This window comes from Aurantimonas endophytica (assembly GCF_014196845.1).
In the GTDB taxonomy this organism is placed as follows: Bacteria; Pseudomonadota; Alphaproteobacteria; order Rhizobiales; family Rhizobiaceae; genus Aurantimonas; species Aurantimonas endophytica.
The window spans coordinates 80,630-98,515 of the sequence record NZ_JACIEM010000001.1; the positions used below are offsets into that span (position 1 = coordinate 80,630).

The following is a 17,886-nucleotide window of genomic DNA, read 5'->3' on the forward strand; positions in this document are numbered from 1 at the left end:
GCGGAGCCTTTCGCGGCAGGAGCGGCTGTTCGTTCCCCGAGCGTTATCACGAAAGCAGGGCGCCGCGGCTAGGGTGTGTCGGCGGTCGGCGCAAAAACCCGCGCTGTTGCCGTCGAGCCATGCCCGAGCAGCGGCACCAACCGCTTCAGCACGGCCTTTGCCTCTTCGGCAAAGACGAACGGCGGATTGACGACCGCAAGGCCGGTGCCGACGAAGCGCTCGTCCGGACCGTAGGCCTCGCGCAGGAATTCCGCGACGACGACCTCGTCGGCGCCGAGGCCGGCAAGGGCCCGGTGCAGCGCCGCGACGGCGGCCGGCCGCTTCAGAGGATACCAGACGGCATAGGTTCCGCCCGGCCAGCGGCGGTAGGCGCGGGCAAGGCCGGCGGCGATGTCGTCGATCTCGCTGGTCTTCTCGAAAGGCGGGTCGATCAGCACGAGGCCGCGTTTTTCCTTCGGCGGCAGGTGCGAGCCGAGCGCCAGCCATGCGTCCAGCTCGATCGCCTTCACCTGCACGTCGCCGGCAAACAGCGCCCGCAGCGCCGCGGCGTCCGCGGGATGCAGCTCATAGGCCGACAGCCGGTCCTGGTGGCGCAGCAGGCGGCGCGCGATCAGCGGCGAGCCGGGATAGCGGTGAGCGGCGATGTCAGGCCCGATCGCCGCGAAATAGGCCGAGAAAAGTGGATCGGCCGACAGCTCCGGTGCATCCGCGACGACCCGCTCGATACCGTCGCGATATTCCCCGGTGCGTTGCGCCTCGGGGGCGGCGAGATCGTAGAGGCCGCGTCCCGCATGCGTATCGAAGACGCGGAACGGCTTGTCCTTGCGCTTCAGGTATTCGATCAGCCGGGTCAGCAGGACATGCTTGACCACATCGGCGAAGTTTCCCGCATGATAGGCATGACGATAGTTCACGGGTCACCTCTCGCCGGCGTCCCGCCGCCGGCCGATTTGGCGTTCGTCTATGGCGAACGCTGTGTTCAGGGTCTTACCGCACTGCGGCAAATGCCCAGATGATGTGGGGAACGGGGCTTTGTGCCCTCATCGCATTCAGGAGAGAGCCCCGCAATGACCAATGCCAAGCTGTTCGAACCAATCGACCTCGGACCCGTCCGCCTCGCCAATCGCGTCGTCATGGCGCCGCTGACCCGCAGCCGCGCCACCGACGAGGGCGACCTCAAGGACATGCACGTCGAGTACTATCGCCAGCGCGCCGGCGCCGGGCTGATCATCACCGAGGCGACGAACATCTCGCCGGAAGGCCGCGGCTATGCCTGGACGCCGGGCATCTTCACCGATCGCCAGGTCGCCGACTGGAAGCGCGTCACCGACGCCGTCCACGAAGAGGGCGGCAAGATCGTCATGCAGCTCTGGCATGTCGGCCGCGTCTCGCATCCGGACCTGCAGCCGGGCGGCGCGCTGCCGGTCGCACCCTCGGCGGTGAAGCCGGAAATGACCGCCTTCACCAATGACGGCATGAAGGACATTCCGGTGCCGCGGGCGCTCGACAAGGACGAGCTGCCGCGCGTCGTCGCCGACTACGTCAAGGCGGCGGAGAACGCCAAGGCCGCGGGCTTCGACGGCGTCGAGATCCACTCGGCCAATGGCTACCTTCTCGACCAGTTCCTGCGCGACGGCGCCAACCAGCGTACCGACGAATACGGCGGCTCGATCGAGAACCGCATGCGCTTCCCGCTCCAGGTGGTGGATGCGGTGGTCGCCGTCTGGGGACCCGAGCGCGTCGGCATTCGCATCTCGCCGGTGAGCCCGGCCAACGACCTGCGCGACAGCAATCCCGAGCCGCTGTTCACCCGCTATGTCGAGGAGCTTTCGAAGCGCAAGCTGGTCTATCTCCACGTCATCGAAGGCGAGACCCGCGGCAATCGCGACCCGGACAAGTTCAAGGCCTGGACGCTGAAAGATCATTTCGACGGCGTCTACATGGGCAACAACCGCTACGACCGCGACCTGGCGATCGAGCGGGTGGAGAACGGCGAGACCGATCTCGCCTGCGTCGGCCGGCTGTTCATCTCCAACCCCGATCTGGTGACGCGCTTCGTGCTCAACGCCCCGCTCGCCGAATGGGACGAGAAGACGTTCTACGGCGGTGGCGAGGAAGGCTACACGGACTATCCGTCGCTCAGCCAGGAAGAGCGCGCGCGTTACGCCGCCTGAGCATTGGCACAGCTGCGTCTGAAGGGGTCGGACCGCGAGGTCCGGCCCTTTTTTGCGCCGATTGCGCTGCGACCCTGCAGCCATTCGAATGCCAGCGATCGACATTTTGAATTGGGGTCGCCCCTTCGGTTGCGCTATCAATCGAGGATGAACAAGCCGCTCGCCGTCACCATCGGGCACTCCGCCTGTCCGCATGATTGTCCCTCCACCTGCGCGCTGGACGTCGAGATCCTCGACGGTCACACGATCGGCCGGGTGCGCGGGGCGGCCGCCAACGACTACACGGCCGGGGTCATCTGCGCCAAGGTCGCCCGCTACGCCGAGCGCATCCATTCGCCGGACCGGCTGCTGAAGCCGATGCAGCGGATCGGCGGCAAGGGCGAGGGCGGCTGGCGCGAGATCGGCTGGGACGACGCGCTCGACCTCGTCGCCGAGAAGTTCGTCGCGGCCGAGGCGCGGCACGGCTCGGAAGCCGTCTGGCCCTACCAGTATGCCGGCACGATGGGCCTCGTGCAGCGCGACGGCATCCATCGCCTGCGCCACGCCAAGCGCTATTCCGGCCAGTTCGATTCGATCTGTACCAACATGGCCTGGACCGGCTGGTTCGTCGGGGCGGGCGCCATGCGTGGCGCCGATCCGCACGAGATGGCGCAGGCGGATTGCCTGGTCATCTGGGGAACCAATGCGGTGTCGACGCAGGTCAATGTGATGACCCACGCCGCCAGGGCCCGCAAGGAGCGCGGCGCGAAGATCGTCGTCATCGACATCTACGACAATGCCACGATGAAGCAGGCCGATCTCGCTTTGAAGCTTCGGCCCGGCACCGACGCGGCACTCGCCTGTGCGCTGATGCACGTGGCGTTCCGGGACGGCACCGCCGACCGCGACTATCTCGCCCGCTACACGGACGATCCCGCCGGGCTGGAGGCGCATCTGGCGACCCGCACGCCGGAGTGGGCTTCTGCCATCACCGGGCTGGCGGTCGAGGAGATCGAGGCCTTCGCTACCCTGGTCGGGCGGACGCCGCGGACCTTCTTCCGCCTCGGCTACGGCTTCACCCGCCAGCGCAACGGCGCCGTCGCGATGCATGCGGCGATGTCGGTGCCGGCGGTGCTCGGCAACTGGCGGCACGAGGGGGGCGGCGCCTTCCACTCCAACTCCGACATCTTCGGCCTCGACAAGTCGGAGATCATGGGCAGCGCCGACCGCGACCCATCGATCCGCTATCTCGACCAGTCGCGCATCGGCGCGGTGCTGACCGGCGACGCCGCGGCGTTGTCGAACGGCCCGCCGGTGACGGCGATGCTGATCCAGAACACCAATCCCGCCAATGTCTGCCCGGAGCAGCGGCTGGTCCGGCAGGGCCTTGCCCGCGAGGATTTGTTCACCTGCGTCCACGAGCAGTTCATGACCGACACGGCGAAGCTGGCCGACCTGGTGCTGCCGGCGACGATGTTCCTCGAACATGACGACATCTACCGCGGCGGCGGCCAGAACCACATCGTGCTGGGGCCGAAGCTGGTCGACCCGCCGGAGACGGTGCGCACCAACCATTTCGTGGTCGAGGAACTGGCCAAGCGCCTCGGCGTCGCCGACCGGCCCGGCTTCGGCCTGACCGAGCGGACGCTGATCGACACGATGTTGAAGGCCGCCGGCGACACCGAAGGCTTCGACGGGCTGCAGCGCGAGCGCTGGATCGACCGCCAGCCGCCCTTCGAGACGGCGCATTTCCTGTCGGGCTTCGCCTGGCCGGACGGCAGATTCCGCTTCCGCCCCGACTGGACCGGCTCGCCGGCGCCGAACCGGCCGCCGGAGAGCCTCGGGGCGCAGGGGCCGGTCGCCGGCCTGCCGGTCTATCCCGACCATGTCGAGCTGATCGAGATCGCCGACGACGCGCACCCCTACCGCCTGGCGACATCGCCGGCGCGGCAGTTCCTCAACTCCACCTTCGCCGAGACGCGCGGCTCGCGCTCGCGGGAAGGCCGGCCGGAACTGCTCGTTCATCCCGAGGATGCGCTGCGCGAGAGCCTCGGCGACGGCCAGCTCGTGACCATCGGCAACAGCCGCGGCGAAGTCCGCCTGCCGGTCAAGGTCAGCGACACGGTCAAGCCCGGCGTGCTGGTCCACGAGGGCTTGTGGGCGAATTCGGATTTCCTCGACGGGGAGGGGATCAACGTTCTCACCGGCGCCGACCCTGTCGCACCCTTCGGCGGCGCGGCGTTCCACGACAACAAGGTGTGGCTGCGGGCAGGGTAGGCTTGGCCGGTGAGGCCAGCCAACGGATATCTTTCGCCGGTCACCGCGGCGCCGTGATCAGCCTCACCTTTTCCATGCGTAGAAGGTTACGGGGTCGCCGGTTCGAGGATGAACATCCTCGTGCGACCGCACCAGCCCGGCTCGCTCGTAGAACAGTCGGGCCTTGGTGTTTACCGAGCGCGTGTAGAGGGAAAATCCCCTGGGCATCGTGGTCATGGCGTGCTTCAGAAGCGCTCGCCCGACCCCGGCTCCGGTATTTTCGGGGTGCACGAACAACTCACAGAGAATCGCATCACTGGGTCGCGTCGCGACGAAACCGACAACAGCGTCGTCATCGGTCGCCACGGTCACGCGCCATCCTGCGACGAGTTCCGCGTCGATCCGGCAGCGAAGCTCCTTCTCGGACGGCATGACAGCGGGTCCAACGTCGGGAAGGCTGGCGCTCTTGTGCCATACTTCGGCGACGGCGTCGTAATCGACGTCGCGGGCGGGTCGGAGCACGATGTGACCCGGTATCTGTTTCACCTCCAGCGTCGATCTGCTCATTGGCCGTGGATCGCCACCGGCCCGGTCGTCACCACCCGCAGCTTCCAGTCTTCCGCTTCCGTGCCGCTGAGATCGAGGCGGCCGACGAGGTATTTCAGCCGGTCGGTGTCGGCGCCCTTGGCGGTGCAGAAACGGTCCTGCAGATAGAAGGGCGGCGTCGCCTGGTAGTAGAGCGTCGCCTCGACCGAAGCCGGCTGCTGGCCCGCGGGCAGATCGGCCAGCGGCACGGCATAGACGAAACTGTCGCCGCCGCCGGTCTGGTAGTCCGGATCGTCGCCGACGCCGTAGGAGCCGGTTTCCAGCGCCAGCTCCTCGCCGGCGCCCAGCGCCGCGGCGATCACCTTGCGGTCCTCGACCCCGAGATAGCCGTGCGGCAGCAGCCGATTGTCCTTCACCGACGAGCAGATCGACAGGAAGCTCGTCGTCAGCATACCCTGCGGCGTCGTGCCGGGGCCGCAGATCGGTGGCTCCGGCCCATCCGGCGGCGTCGACACGAGCTCCTGGTAGATCTGCACCTGGTCCTGTCGGGTAATCGTCTGGTAATGCGGCTGGTGCAGCCGCTTCTCCGGCTCGACACGGGCCGAGCAGTCTTCCGCCCACCAGTTCTCGCCCGTCACCGGCACGCCGCCGGCATCGACCAGGACGCCGGCGCCGTCGGTGCGGCCCGAGGCCCAGAGCGTCTCGCCGCTTGCGTCCAGCACCCGGAAGTCCACGAAGGCCCGGCGGAAGCCGACACCGGACGGGAACTTGTGGCCGGCCTTGTTCTCCACATTCACCGTAGCGCTCAAGGTCTTGCCGTCGTTGACGATTTCCGTAGCCGTGATCGCCGCTGTACTTTCGGCTGCAAGGTCCAGCATCGCCCGCTCCGTCCGCAGCAGCGGGTCGAGGCCCTTCTTGCCGAGCATCGGATCCGGCAGGCCGATCCCCAATATGTCTGGAAACTGCTGCGCGATCTTGATGAGGAAGACATTGAGCCCGACCAGCGTGTGCCGGGCGAAGCCATCGCGCTCGACAAGGTCGATCTCCTCCGGCGGCAGCACGTTCTCGGCCTGCGGGAAGTTCGAATATTCCTGGATGCTGGCAATCTTCGAGCGATAGGGCACGCCCGCCGCATCGCGCGACGGCATGTGGCAGCCTTGGCAGGATTCGGCGGCACTGCCGGCGCCGAGCGGCAGCGGTCCGTCCGGGCTCTCGCCGGTGCGATAGGCGCTGAACGCCCACTCGGGATAGGTGGTCTGCTCGTAGGTGTGGCCGATCACCTCGGCGTCCTGCATCACCGGCAGGTGCACGGTGTGGCAGGTGCCGCAGATCTCGGAACTGGCGATCGCCGTGTCGTGTGCCGGGATGTTGCCGAAGGCGGCCTTCATCGGCGTGGTCTTCGGGTTCTCGAACGGCCCGATCAGCCGGTCCGGCGCGCCGACCAGGAAGCTGCCGGTAAAGGTTCGGGCAAAGCCGGTATTGTCGGGATTGAGGAACTCCTGCCGCTCGGCGACGCAGGCGTTCTGCGGCTGGTCCGCCGCCGCCGTGCCGGCCTCGCCCAGCGCCATGCGGTGGCAGGCCGTGCAGGAGATGCCGTCGCGCGCCAGCGCGCCGAACTTGGCGTGCTCGGCGGTGGGATTGCCATCCGGGTAGGGGACGGCGTCGACCATCTCCCGCGTGAACGGCGCGCAGGCGCCGCCGTCGGCCGACCCGTCGACGTGGAACTGCCGCTGGCCGTTGATGCCGTGGCAGCCGAGGCAGGTGTCCTGCACGACATCGCTGGCGCCCGGGTGGAAAGTCTGCGTCTCGCTCGCCAGTTGGGCGAAGAAGAACGGGTCGCGGCCGGCCAGCCCCATCGGCGACGAGCGCCAGGTCGCATAGGGCGAGAGGTTCTCGAGATTGTCGCCATGCGGGTTCGGCGCCGTCATGTCGAACTGCAGACCGGTGCTGCCGGCGTCGTGGCAGCCGAGGCACTGGCTGGAGGTGAGGAACGTGTCGGCGGCCGTCGGCCCGCCCGCGGCAACCCATGTCTGGTCGTAGGTCTGCGACGGCATCGGCACGCCAGCCGCCTCATCGGCGCCCGAAGCGTAGGCGCGCAGCGCCGCCAGCACGTCCCGGTCCGGCGCCGCGAGCGGCTGCACGTGCCGGCGAACCGGGTCCTCCTGGGTGGTGACCGCATCGTGGTGTGATTCGGCGGGCGGCTGCGGCGGCACGTTCTGGCTGAGAAACACCAGCGAGCGTCCCGGCTCGCCCTGAATGTTCTTCGGCGAGGCGAAGGTGTGGTTGTTCTCGGCGGAGGCGTGGCAGTTCAGGCAGTATTGCGCAAAGCCCATGTTCGGCAGCGGATTGCTCGGGGCGGGCGGCCAGTCCGGCGCCCAGCCGCTATCCGATCCGAAGCCGTACCAACCCCAGAACCAGCCATCATAGGAAGCTTCCGCATCGCGGATCATGATCGCCGCACCGCTGGTCGGGAACAGCCGCTCCGGCGGCACGGCGACGCAATCGGCGGCGGGTGCGGGAAACATCTCCTTCACCATCATGGCGCCGTCGGACACCGGCGGTGCCTCGCCCGGCACCTCGTCGTCGGCGCGGTTCGCGACCAGCCAGTCCGCCATTTCCGGCGAGTACCAGATCACCACCGGCGCATGCGTGCCGTGATCGGTGCCGGTCCAGTTGCCGTCGGCGAACCGCGCCGTAAACGGGCCCGTGTCGCGTACGGTGCGGTCGCGCCGCCAGCCGGCCGCCGTGTCGCGGTGGCAGTACTGGCCGAAGAACTGGTCGAGCTTCGCCTCGTACTGGTCGAGCGGCAGGGCCGACGGCTGGCGCACCGCCTCGGCGAGACTGGAGCAGAGGGCGGGATCGGTCGGCAGCAGCGGCTCGGGCCGTTCGGCCGGGCAGGAGGCCGCCTGGAGCGTTTCCATCATGCCTAGCAAGGTCGCGGCACACAGCGTCGCAAGCCGCAAGCCGCGTGGTCGATCCCGAGAGTCTACGCGCAATCCACCCATCGCCGCTCCTGCCGCCGTTTCCCACTCACCCTGCGGTGCCGGCGAAGCGCTTCCCGTCTTGATACCGATGTTCGGACAGGCGACGATCGGCCAGGCTGCATGCGGCTGGCAGACTGACCCGCGAACTATCGCAGACGGCAGGATCCGCCGCCATCCTTACCTAAGGGAAAATCATTCGGTCCACAGGCTGGCTCGATCCGTTCGCGCCGTTACCTGGCGCCTATCCCCGACGCGCATCCGGGGAGACCAGCATCAGCGGGCTCTCGGGCAGCCCGTCCGGCTCCTCGGACAGCCTTCGACGGCTTTCGACGACGGCGCGGCCGTTGGTCATGCGCACCGTGCCGTCGAGGATCAGTTTGAGGGCGTGCGGGTAGAGCCGGTGTTCGGCGCGCAGCAGCCGTTCGGACAGCGTGTCGGGGGTGTCGCCGGCTTCCACGGCGATCGCCGCCTGAGCGATGATCGGTCCTTCGTCCATGCGCTCGGTGACGAAATGGACGGTGCAGCCATGGATCCGCATGCCGGCGGCGAGCGCCCGTTCGTGGGTCTCGAGGCCGGGAAATAGCGGCAGCAGCGAGGGGTGGATATTGATCAGCCGGCCGGCGTAGCGCTGTACGAAGGTCGCCGACAGGAGCCGCATGTAGCCGGCGAGGCAGACGATGTCCGGGTCGAGTTCGGCCAGCGCGTCGAGCACCGCCGCCTCGTGCGCCTCGCGGCTGTCATAAGCTTTCTGGTCGACGGGGATCGCCGCGATGTCGTGCCGCCGCGCCGTCTCGAGGCCGGGCGCGTCGGGCTTGTTGGCGATCACCCCGACGATCTGGCCCGGAAAGGACGGGTCCATCGTGGCCGCGATCAGCGCCTGCATGTTCGAGCCGCGCCCCGAGATCAGGACGACGACCCGCTTGCGGCGGACGCTGCTCATGCGAGCGCCAGGCTGCCGTTGAAGGTGACGGCTTCGCCCTTGCGCTCCAGGACGCGGCCGAGCGGCACCACCGTCTCGCCTGCCGCCTGCAGCAAGGCGCCGACCGTTGCGGCGTCCGCCTCGGAGACCACGACGATCATGCCGATGCCGCAGTTGAAGGTGCGCAGCATCTCGGCTTCCGCGACGCCGCCGGTGCGCGACAGCCAGCCGAAGACCGGCGGCACCGGGACGGCGAAGAGGTCGATGTCGGCGCGCAGCGTATCCGGCAGGACGCGCGGAATGTTCTCGACGAATCCGCCGCCGGTGATGTGTGCCAGCGCCTTGATGCCGGACGTCTCGGCGAAGACCGACAGAAGCGGCTTGACGTAGATCCGCGTCGGCTCGATCAGCGCCGCGCCGAGGCTGCGGCTTGCGTCGAACGGCGCAGGCTCGTCGTAGCTGGCGCCCGACAGCTCGACAATGCGCCGCACCAGCGAATAACCGTTGGAATGAACGCCGGAGGAGGCAAGGCCGAGGATCATGTCGCCGGCCACGATGCCGCCCGCCGGCAGCAGCCGATCGCGCTCCACCGCACCCACCGCGAAGCCGGCGAGGTCGTAGTCCTTGTCGGCGTAGAGGCCTGGCATCTCCGCTGTCTCGCCGCCGATCAGCGCGCAGCCGGCCTGCCGGCAGCCCTCGGCGATGCCGCGGACGATCGCCTCGCCCTCGGCCGGGTCGAGCTTGCCGGTGGCATAATAGTCGAGGAAGAACAGCGGCTCGGCGCCCTGCACGACGAGGTCGTTGACGCACATCGCCACGAGGTCGATGCCGATCGTGTCATGGATGCCGGTCTCGATCGCCACACGCAGCTTGGTCCCGACGCCGTCATTGGCGGCGACCAGCAGCGGGTCGGTGAAGCCGGCCGCCTTCAGGTCGAAGAGCCCGCCGAAGCCGCCGATCTCGCCGTCGGCGCCGCGCCGCGCCGTGGCGCGCACATGCGGCTTGATGCGTCGCACGAGCTCGTTGCCCGCGTCGATGTCGACCCCGGCGTCGCGATAGGTCAGAGCATTGGTGTTGTCGGCCATGGTCCCGCCTCTGTTCGCGCCGAGTTGACATGATCGCCGGCCGCGAGCAAGACCCGAGACATGGCAAGCGGGATCGTCACGGGCGTCGGGCAGGCCGCGGACAGGGCGGCGGGGCGACAGGGGATCGCCCGATGACCATCCCGAATTTCATCTCGATCGCCCGGCTTCTGGCCGTTCCCGTGCTGGTATGGGCGCTGGTCGACAGCCGTCCCGGCCTGGCGTTCCTGATATTCATTCTTGCCGGCCTGTCCGATGCGGTCGACGGCGCGATTGCCCGCCGCTTCAACCAGCAATCGGCGCTCGGCGCGTATCTCGATCCGATCGCCGACAAGGCGCTGCTGATCACCATCTTCGTCGGTCTCGGCATGCTCGGCGAACTGCCGACGTGGCTGGCCATCGCCGTCGTCAGCCGCGACCTCCTGATCATGGCGGCGGTCGTCCTCTCCTTCATGATGGGCCGGCCGATCACCGTCCGGCCCCTGCTGGTCTCGAAGCTGACGACGCTGGCGCAGCTCCTGCTCGCCGGCTTCGCGCTGGCCGAGCCTGTCTTCCATCTGCCGCTGGCGCCGTTCATCGACGTCCTCATCGGCCTCACGGCGCTCTTGACCGCAATCTCGGCCACTGCCTATCTCCTCGAGTGGCTTCGGCATATGGCTTCCGGCGAAATGCCGACGCACCGGGAAGACGAATCGCGATGACCGATCAAAGCGCGCTGATCCGACGCCAGGTGCTGTTCTGGAGCGTAGCCGCCCTTCTCGTGGTGCTGATGCTGTGGGTGTTTTCCGGCATCCTGCTGCCGTTCGTTCTCGGCATGGCGATGGCGTATTTTCTCGACCCGGTCGCCGACTGGTTCCAGCGCCGTGGCCTGTCGCGGATCGCTGCGACCGTGGTCATCCTCGTGCTGTTCATCATCGCCCTGGCCGCGGCCGTGCTGATCGTCGTGCCCGTGGTGGGCGGCCAGATCGTCAGCTTCTCGGAGCGTCTGCCGGAATATCTGGACAGCCTGCAGGCGCTGGCCGTCTCCGCCCGGGCCGGCCCGCTCGCCTTCCTCTTCACCGGCGACGAACTCGATCTCAAGCAGGACCTCGCCCAGTTTGCCAGCCAGGGAACGGGAATCGTCACGTCGTTCCTCGGCTCGCTCTGGTCCTCGTCGCTGGCCGTCGTCAATTTCGTTTCGTTGTTCGTGGTCACGCCCGTCGTCGCCTTCTACATGCTGCTCGACTGGGACCGCATGGTCGACAAGGTGGACAGCTGGATCCCGCGCCAGCACGCGGCCACGGTGCGGCGCCTGGCACGCGACATCGATGCGTCCGTCGCCGGCTTCGTGCGCGGGCAAGGCAGCGTCTGCCTGATCCTCGGGACGTTCTACGGCGTCGGCCTGACCCTGGTGGGTCTCAATTTCGGGCTGCTGATCGGCCTGTTCACCGGGCTGATCTCGTTCATTCCCTATGTCGGCTCGGCGATCGGGCTGATCCTCTCCGTCGGCGTGGCGCTCGTGCAGTTCTGGCCGGACTGGCCCTGGGTGCTCGCGGTCGCCGCCATCTTCTTCGTCGGCCAGTTCTTCGAGGGCAACATCTTGCAGCCCAAGCTCGTCGGCGCTTCGGTCGGCCTGCATCCGGTCTGGCTGATGTTCGCGCTGTTCGCCTTTGGCACGCTGTTCGGTTTCGTCGGCCTGCTGATCGCCGTGCCGGCCGCCGCCGCCGTCGGCGTGCTGGTGCGCTTCGCGCTCTCCCAGTATCTACGCAGCGAGATGTTCTTCGGGCGCAGCGGCCTTGTCGAGACGCCGGGGCGGATCGAGACACGCATGCCGCCGCAGGTGATCCAGTCGGGTGGCGACCCGGAACCTCGCGGCTGAGGTAAGACGCAGTGCCTTCCCAGATCCCGCTCGACCTGCCGCACCAGGCATCGCACGCCCGCGACGACATCGTCTTGTCCGCCTCCAACCGCCTTGCCGTCGAGGCCATCGACTCCTGGCCTGCCTGGCGCCATTCCGTGCTGGTGATCGTCGGTCCACCCGGGTCCGGCAAGAGCCATCTCGCCTCAGCCTGGGCCGAGCGGGCAGGCGCGGTGCCGGTCCGTCGGGGTGGCGTGTCGGGTCTGCTCGACCAGCCGGATTTCCGCGCGGTGCTCGATGACATCGACCACTGCGACCTGGCGGAGGACGAGCTCTTCGCGGTCGTCAACGCGGCCCGCCTCGGCGGCGGAACGCTGCTGGCGACGTCGCGCCGGATGCCGAGGGACCTGACCTTTGCCCTGGCAGACCTGCGGTCCCGGCTCGCCGCCGCGACCGTCGCCGAGCTCGGCGCCCCTGACGACGAACTCCTGGCGGGCGTCCTGGTAAAGCTGTTTGCCGACCGGCAGATCGACATCGATGCCAAAGCGCTGCGCTATCTCGGCGAGCGCATGGAGCGGTCGCTCGACGCGGCCCGGCAGCTCGTCGCGGCTGTCGATCGCGAGGCGCTCGCCTCCAAGGAGCGAGTCACTCGTCGCCTGCTCAAGCGGGTGCTTGACCGCGACGCGGAAGCCGTGCGTCATCAAACGGTCGTGTCCGGCCCCTATCCGGCCGCCACGGAGGAATGACCATGGACACGACATCACCGAAGCCGCGGACCGCGACATCGACGCGCAAGCCGGCGACCCGTACGCGCCGCCTCTCTGCCGCCAAGCCGCAGGCGGGGCCGGACGAGCAGGTGGCCAGCGAAACGAGCGCGGCGAGCGGGCCGGCGACCGACGGCGAGACATCAGGCACGGCTGCAACGCCGGCCAAGGCCAAGCCGAGGGCCGGCACCCGCACGCGAAAGCCCGCAACGGTCCGGCGCCGGCCTGCGGCCAAGCCTTCGACCGCGCCGGACGCAAAGGCCGAGGCGGCGCCCGAAGCAGGCCCGGCTGCCGCTGGCGATGTCTCGGAAGCCACGGAGGCAGCGCTCATCCTAGAGACGCCGCCGGCCAAGGCAGAAACCACCGCGCCGGCCTCCGAAGAGATCGACGAGCCGCTGCCCGCCGACCGCTTCATCAATCGCGAGATTTCCTGGCTGCAGTTCAACCGACGGGTCCTCGAGGAAGCCCAGAACACCGCGCACCCGCTGCTGGAGCGGGTGCGGTTCCTGTCGATCTCGGCGGATAATCTCGACGAGTTCTTCATGGTCCGCGTCGCCGGTCTCGCCGGCCAGGTGCGCGAGAAGATCGCCGTGCGCAGCATCGACGGACTGACCCCGCAGGAGCAGCTCGACCGGATCCTGACGGATGTCGTCGAGCTGCAGGAAGAGCAGCAGGCCTCGCTCGCCGATCTGGTCAAGGCACTGCGGCAGGAACGCATCCACATCGTCGGGGCGGGCGATCTGAAAGGCGCCGACCGCGCCTGGCTGGAACGGCATTTCGACGAGACGATCTTCCCGGTGCTGACGCCGCTGTCGATCGACCCGGCGCATCCGTTTCCGTTCATCCCCAATCTCGGCTTCTCGATCGCCCTGACGCTGATGCGCGAGCGCGATTCCCAGCGCATGAACGCGCTGCTGCGCCTGCCGGTCGCGCTGCAGCGCTTCATCGAGATGCCGCTGACCGACGCCGGGGTCATGCGCTTCGTGCCGCTGGAAAGCGTGGTGGCGCTGTTCATCGCCAAGCTGTTCCCGGGCTACAGGGTGCGCGGGGCCGGGACGTTCCGGATCATCCGCGACTCCGACATCGAGATCGAGGAAGAAGCCGAAGACCTGGTCCGGCTGTTCGAGAGCGCCCTGAAGCGCCGCCGGCGCGGGCAGGTGATCCGCATCGAGTTCGATTCGGTGATGCCGGAGGTTCTGCGCAACTTCGTCGCGGCCGAGCTGGAAGTGCCGGAGAACCGGATCTCCGTCATGGACGGGATGCTGGCGTTGGATTCGGTGTCGCAGCTGTGCAAGGCGCCGCGCGACGACCTGAAGTTCACGCCGTATCTGCCGCGCTTTCCCGAGCGGATCCGCGAGCACAACGGCGACTGCTTCGCGGCGATCCGGGAGAAGGACATCATCGTCCATCACCCGTACGAATCCTTCGACGTCGTCGTGCAGTTCCTGCGCCAGGCCGCGCAGGACCCGAACGTCATCGCGATCAAGCAGACGCTCTACCGCACCTCCAACGACTCGCCGATCGTGCGGGCGCTGGTCGATGCGGCGGAAGCCGGCAAATCGGTGACCGCGCTCGTCGAGCTCAAGGCGCGCTTCGACGAGGAGGCCAACATACGCTGGGCGCGCGATCTCGAGCGGGCGGGCGTCCAGGTGGTGTTCGGCTTCATCGAGAAGAAGACCCACGCCAAGCTGTCGCTGGTGGTACGCCGGGAGGAGGGGCGGCTGGTCAGCTTCTGCCATATCGGCACCGGGAACTATCATCCGATCACCGCGCGTATCTACACGGACCTCTCCTACTTCACGGCCGATCCCGAGATCGCCCACGACATCTCGCTGATCTTCAACTACATCACCGGCTATGCCGAACCCACCGAGGTCAGGAAGCTGGCCATCTCGCCGCTGAATCTGCGCCAGCGCATCATCGGCCACATCCGCGACGAGACCGCGCATGCCAAGGCAGGGCGGCCCGGACAGATCTGGATGAAGATGAACTCGCTGGTCGATCCGGCGATCATCGACGAGCTCTACCGGGCCAGCAGGGCAGGGGTGGAGATCGATCTGATCGTCCGCGGCATATGCTGCCTGCGGCCGCGCGTTCCAGGTCTCTCCGACAATATCCGCGTCAAGTCGATCGTCGGCCGTTTCCTCGAGCACAGCCGGGTTTTCTGCTTCGGCGACGGCAATGGGCTGCCCTCGGACGGGGCGATCGTCTATATCGGCTCGGCGGACCTGATGCCGCGCAATCTCGACCGGCGCGTGGAGACCCTCGTTCCCATCACCACGCCAACCGTGCATAGCCAGATCCTGTCGCAGATCATGCTGGGCAACATTCTCGACAACCAGCAGAGCTGGTCGGTCGCCTCGGACGGCACGTCGCGCCACATCGTTCCATCGCCAGGCGAACAGCCGTTCAACGCCCAGCGCTATTTCATGACCAATCCGAGCCTCTCCGGGCGCGGTAAAGCACTGAAGTCGGATGCACCCAGACTCATCGCCAGACAGCGAGCGGACCACGCCCGCTTTGACTGAACTCCCGGTCCAGGGGCGGCTGCAAGGCCGCGTCCCGGTGGGGGTCGTCGACATCGGCTCGAACTCGGTGCGACTGGTCATCTACGAAGGCAACAGCCGGGCGCTCACCGTGCTCTTCAACGAGAAGGTGCTGAGCGGCCTCGGCAAGGGGCTTGCCCAGAGCAACCGTCTCGACCCGCAGGCGGTGGACAGCGCCCTCGGCGCCTTGCGCCGGTTTCGCCAGCTGGCCGAGCAGGCGAAGGTCGTCGACCTCTACCCGATCGCCACGGCGGCTGCCCGCGAAGCCCAGAACGGACCGGAGTTCCTTGCCGCCGCGGAAGAGGCGATCGGTCGGAAGGTGGTCATCCTGTCCGGCCCGGACGAGGCACGGTATGCCGCCGAGGGGGTCCTGTCCGGTTTCTACCTGCCGAACGGTATCGCGGGCGACCTTGGCGGTGGCAGCCTGGAGCTGGTCGACATCCATGACGGGCTCTTCGAAGGCGGGCTGACGCTGCCGCTGGGGGGGTTGCGCCTGCGCGATCTCTCGGATGGCGACCTGGTGAAGGCCCAGACCATCTCCGACAGCCACCTGTCGGCCAGTGCGCTGGCCGGCGCTGGAGAGGGTCGGCCGTTCTTCGCCGTGGGCGGCACGTGGCGCAACCTCGCCAAGCTGCACATGGAGCAGAACCGCTACCCGCTGCACGTCATGCACGGCTACGAACTCGATACGGGCAAGCTGGACGGCTTCCTCGACGCCGTGGTGCGCAGCGACCCGGACAAGATCCCGGGCATCGCCGCGGTCTCCAAGTCGCGCCGCGCGCTGCTCGCCTACGGCGCGATCACGCTGAAGAGCGTCATCCGGTTCATCAAGCCTTCGCGGATCGTCCTGTCGGCGCTCGGCGTGCGGGAAGGCTATCTGCATTCGCTGCTGCCGGAGGAGGAGAAGGCCAAGGACCCGCTCATCGAGGCGGCGCGCGAACTGTCTATCCTGCGCTCGCGCTCTCCGGCCCATGCGCTGGAACTCGTCGAGTGGAGCCGGCGGACCTTCGAGGCTTTCGGGGTCGACGAATCGCCCGAGGAGGAGCGGCTCCGCGAGGCCGCGTGCCTGCTCGCCGACATCGGCTGGCGGGCGCATCCGGACTATCGCGGCAAGCAGGCGCTGTCGATCATCGCCCATGCCGCCTTTCCGGCGGTCGACCATCGCGGCCGCGCCTATCTCGGCCTGACCAACTACTATCGCCACGAGGGCAGCTTCGAGCAGGTGCAGTTGCCCGAGTTGGAGAGTCTCGTCGACGAGCGGCTGCTGGCCCGCGCGCGGATCCTCGCCTCGCTGTTCCGCGTCACCTATCTGATGACCGCCTCGATGCCCGGGGTCCTCGACCAGATGCGCTGGGCACAGGATCTGCGCGGCGGCTTCACGCTGGTGGTGCCACGGTCACTGGCGGCGCTGATCGGCGAGCGGCCGGAAGGCCGGCTGCAGCAATTCGCCAAGACGATCGGCAAGTCGCTCCGGATGGAGGCGCGCTGAGCTAGAGCGCCACCACCTCGACGCGCCGGTTGCGGTAGACGAGGCCGGTCTCGCCCTTCAGAAGCTCCAGAGCGCGCTCGCCGAATATCTCGCGGCGCCAGCCATCCAACGCGGGGATTTCGGCCTCTTCGCCCTTCCAGGCGAGCTTTTCCAGATCGTCGCCCGAGGCGATCATCTTGGCGGCGACGCCCTTTTCCTCGACGACGATCTTCAGGAGCACCTTGAGGAATTCCACCGCCGCCGCGGTCCCCTCGGGCAGCTGCGGCGGGCGCGGAATCGCCGGCAGGTCGGATTTCGGCACCGCCAGCGCACGGGCGACGGCGGCGAGGATATCCCGGCCGGCATTGCTGCGCTCGAAGCCGCGCGGGATGGTCCGCAGCCGCGCCAGCGCCTGTTCGTCGCGCGGCTGTTGCTGGGCGATCTCGTAGATCGCGTCGTCCTTGATGATGCGGCCGCGCGGCTTGTCGATCTCGCGCGCCTCGCGCTCGCGCCAGGCCGCGACTTCCTTCAGGACCTGCAGCTCGATCGGCTTGCGCACCCTGAGCTTCAGCCGCCGCCAGGCGTCGTCCGGATGCAGATCGTAGGTCGCCGGGTCGGCGAGCGTCGCCATCTCCTCGGCCAGCCAGTCGGTGCGCCCTTCCACTTCCATATGTGTCTTCAGCGCACGGTAGACGTCGCGCAGATAGGTGACGTCGGCGAGCGCATAGACGAGCTGCTCCTCGCTCAGCGGCCGGTGGCGCCAGTCGGTGAAACGCGACGTCTTGTCGATACGGCCCTCGCTGGTGCGTGCGACCAGCTGGTCGTAGGCGATCGAATCGCCATAGCCGCAGACCATCGCCGCGACCTGGGTGTCAAACAGCGGCGCCGGCACGAGGCCGCCGAGCTTGTAGATGATCTCGATGTCCTGGCGCGCGGCATGGAACACCTTCACGACCCGCTGGTCGCGCATCAGCTCGAAGAACGGCGCGAGATCGATGCCATCGGCCAAGGGGTCGACGAGCACGGCGAGGTCGTCCGACGCCATCTGGACCAGGCAGAGCTCCGGCCAGAACGTCGTCTCGCGAATGAACTCGGTATCGACGGTGACGAAGGCGGCGTTGGCGAAGGTGGCGCAGGCATCGGCCAGTGCCGCGGTAGTGGTGATGGTTTGCATGCCTTCCTTCTGCCCCAAGACCCCGGCCGTTGATAGCCGGACGGGAGAGGAATCCCGCGGAATCTTGACAGGGCCAAACGCCCATGCGCTTGTCGCCCGCGATTTCAGCCTTACCGCAAGCCCGGTCGACCGCGCGTTTCGACGCGGCGGCGCCGAC

Annotated in this window: 13 protein-coding genes; 7 read left to right on the top strand and 6 right to left on the bottom strand. The window is 67.9% G+C overall.

Going from position 1 to position 17,886, the window contains the following annotated elements; all coding sequences use genetic code 11:
• Window positions 1–68: 68 nt before the first annotated feature.
• Window positions 69–914 carry a 23S rRNA (adenine(2030)-N(6))-methyltransferase RlmJ gene (locus GGR03_RS00460; RefSeq protein ID WP_183205327.1) on the bottom strand — a complete coding sequence of 282 codons (846 nt, stop codon included), beginning with the start codon at window positions 912–914 and terminating at the stop codon, window positions 69–71.
• Window positions 915–1,067: 153 nt separating this feature from the next.
• Between GGR03_RS00460 and GGR03_RS00465 the strand changes: the two genes are divergently transcribed.
• Together GGR03_RS00465 and GGR03_RS00470 are read left to right on the top strand one after the other, a co-directional pair.
• Complete coding sequence (locus GGR03_RS00465) at window positions 1,068–2,174, top strand: alkene reductase (protein ID WP_183205329.1); 1,107 nt, start codon at window positions 1,068–1,070, stop codon at window positions 2,172–2,174.
• 147 nt (window positions 2,175–2,321) lie between these two features.
• Complete coding sequence (locus tag GGR03_RS00470; RefSeq protein ID WP_183205331.1) at window positions 2,322–4,430, top strand: molybdopterin oxidoreductase family protein; 2,109 nt, start codon at window positions 2,322–2,324, stop codon at window positions 4,428–4,430.
• Window positions 4,431–4,493: 63 nt separating this feature from the next.
• Here GGR03_RS00470 and GGR03_RS00475 read toward each other — a convergent pair whose 3' ends face one another.
• From GGR03_RS00475 to purM, 4 genes are all read right to left on the bottom strand, one after another.
• Complete coding sequence (locus GGR03_RS00475) at window positions 4,494–4,976, bottom strand: GNAT family N-acetyltransferase (protein WP_183205332.1); 483 nt, start codon at window positions 4,974–4,976, stop codon at window positions 4,494–4,496.
• A complete protein-coding gene (locus GGR03_RS00480) occupies window positions 4,973–7,879 on the bottom strand; it encodes a hypothetical protein (protein ID WP_210291969.1) in 2,907 nt (968 codons plus the stop codon). The genes GGR03_RS00475 and GGR03_RS00480 overlap by 4 nt, the downstream gene beginning before the upstream one ends.
• 301 nt (window positions 7,880–8,180) lie before the next feature.
• Window positions 8,181–8,879: a phosphoribosylglycinamide formyltransferase gene (gene purN, locus GGR03_RS00485; protein WP_183205333.1), complete on the bottom strand. Its 699-nt coding sequence runs from the start codon at window positions 8,877–8,879 to the stop codon at window positions 8,181–8,183.
• A complete protein-coding gene (gene purM, locus GGR03_RS00490; protein WP_183205334.1) occupies window positions 8,876–9,943 on the bottom strand; it encodes a phosphoribosylformylglycinamidine cyclo-ligase in 1,068 nt (355 codons plus the stop codon). Before purM ends, purN begins: the two co-directional genes overlap by 4 nt.
• Window positions 9,944–10,074: 131 nt before the next feature.
• Between purM and GGR03_RS00495 the strand changes: the two genes are divergently transcribed.
• From GGR03_RS00495 to GGR03_RS00515, 5 genes are read left to right on the top strand one after another with little or no spacing between them, the layout of a single operon-like run.
• Window positions 10,075–10,641: a CDP-alcohol phosphatidyltransferase family protein gene (locus GGR03_RS00495; RefSeq protein ID WP_183205335.1), complete on the top strand. Its 567-nt coding sequence runs from the start codon at window positions 10,075–10,077 to the stop codon at window positions 10,639–10,641.
• A complete protein-coding gene (locus GGR03_RS00500; RefSeq protein ID WP_183205336.1) occupies window positions 10,638–11,798 on the top strand; it encodes an AI-2E family transporter in 1,161 nt (386 codons plus the stop codon). The genes GGR03_RS00495 and GGR03_RS00500 overlap by 4 nt, the downstream gene beginning before the upstream one ends.
• Before the next feature lie 11 nt (window positions 11,799–11,809).
• The gene (locus GGR03_RS00505; RefSeq protein WP_183205337.1) at window positions 11,810–12,523 is read left to right on the top strand and encodes a P-loop NTPase family protein; all 714 of its coding nucleotides are present in this window, start codon (window positions 11,810–11,812) and stop codon (window positions 12,521–12,523) included.
• A gap of 2 nt (window positions 12,524–12,525) precedes the next feature.
• Window positions 12,526–15,069: an RNA degradosome polyphosphate kinase gene (locus GGR03_RS00510; RefSeq protein WP_246367547.1), complete on the top strand. Its 2,544-nt coding sequence runs from the start codon at window positions 12,526–12,528 to the stop codon at window positions 15,067–15,069.
• Window positions 15,062–16,576 (top strand): Ppx/GppA family phosphatase, encoded by a 1,515-nt coding sequence (locus GGR03_RS00515; RefSeq protein WP_252920136.1) that lies wholly within the window; start codon window positions 15,062–15,064, stop codon window positions 16,574–16,576. Before GGR03_RS00510 ends, GGR03_RS00515 begins: the two co-directional genes overlap by 8 nt.
• Before the next feature lies 1 nt (window position 16,577).
• On the opposite strand, the gene rnd is transcribed toward GGR03_RS00515, so the two are convergent.
• The gene (gene rnd / locus GGR03_RS00520; protein WP_183205341.1) at window positions 16,578–17,729 is read right to left on the bottom strand and encodes a ribonuclease D; all 1,152 of its coding nucleotides are present in this window, start codon (window positions 17,727–17,729) and stop codon (window positions 16,578–16,580) included.
• Window positions 17,730–17,886 lie beyond the last annotated feature (157 nt).

Coding starts and splice junctions, on each gene's coding strand:
- GGR03_RS00465 (WP_183205329.1), top strand. CDS start 1,068: ATGACCAATGCCAAGCTGTTCGAACCAATCGACCTCGGACCCGTCCGC.
- GGR03_RS00470 (WP_183205331.1), top strand. CDS start 2,322: ATGAACAAGCCGCTCGCCGTCACCATCGGGCACTCCGCCTGTCCGCAT.
- GGR03_RS00475 (WP_183205332.1), bottom strand. CDS start 4,976: ATGAGCAGATCGACGCTGGAGGTGAAACAGATACCGGGTCACATCGTG.
- GGR03_RS00480 (WP_210291969.1), bottom strand. CDS start 7,879: ATGATGGAAACGCTCCAGGCGGCCTCCTGCCCGGCCGAACGGCCCGAG.
- purN (WP_183205333.1), bottom strand. CDS start 8,879: ATGAGCAGCGTCCGCCGCAAGCGGGTCGTCGTCCTGATCTCGGGGCGC.
- purM (WP_183205334.1), bottom strand. CDS start 9,943: ATGGCCGACAACACCAATGCTCTGACCTATCGCGACGCCGGGGTCGAC.
- GGR03_RS00495 (WP_183205335.1), top strand. CDS start 10,075: ATGACCATCCCGAATTTCATCTCGATCGCCCGGCTTCTGGCCGTTCCC.
- GGR03_RS00500 (WP_183205336.1), top strand. CDS start 10,638: ATGACCGATCAAAGCGCGCTGATCCGACGCCAGGTGCTGTTCTGGAGC.
- GGR03_RS00510 (WP_246367547.1), top strand. CDS start 12,526: ATGGACACGACATCACCGAAGCCGCGGACCGCGACATCGACGCGCAAG.
- rnd (WP_183205341.1), bottom strand. CDS start 17,729: ATGCAAACCATCACCACTACCGCGGCACTGGCCGATGCCTGCGCCACC.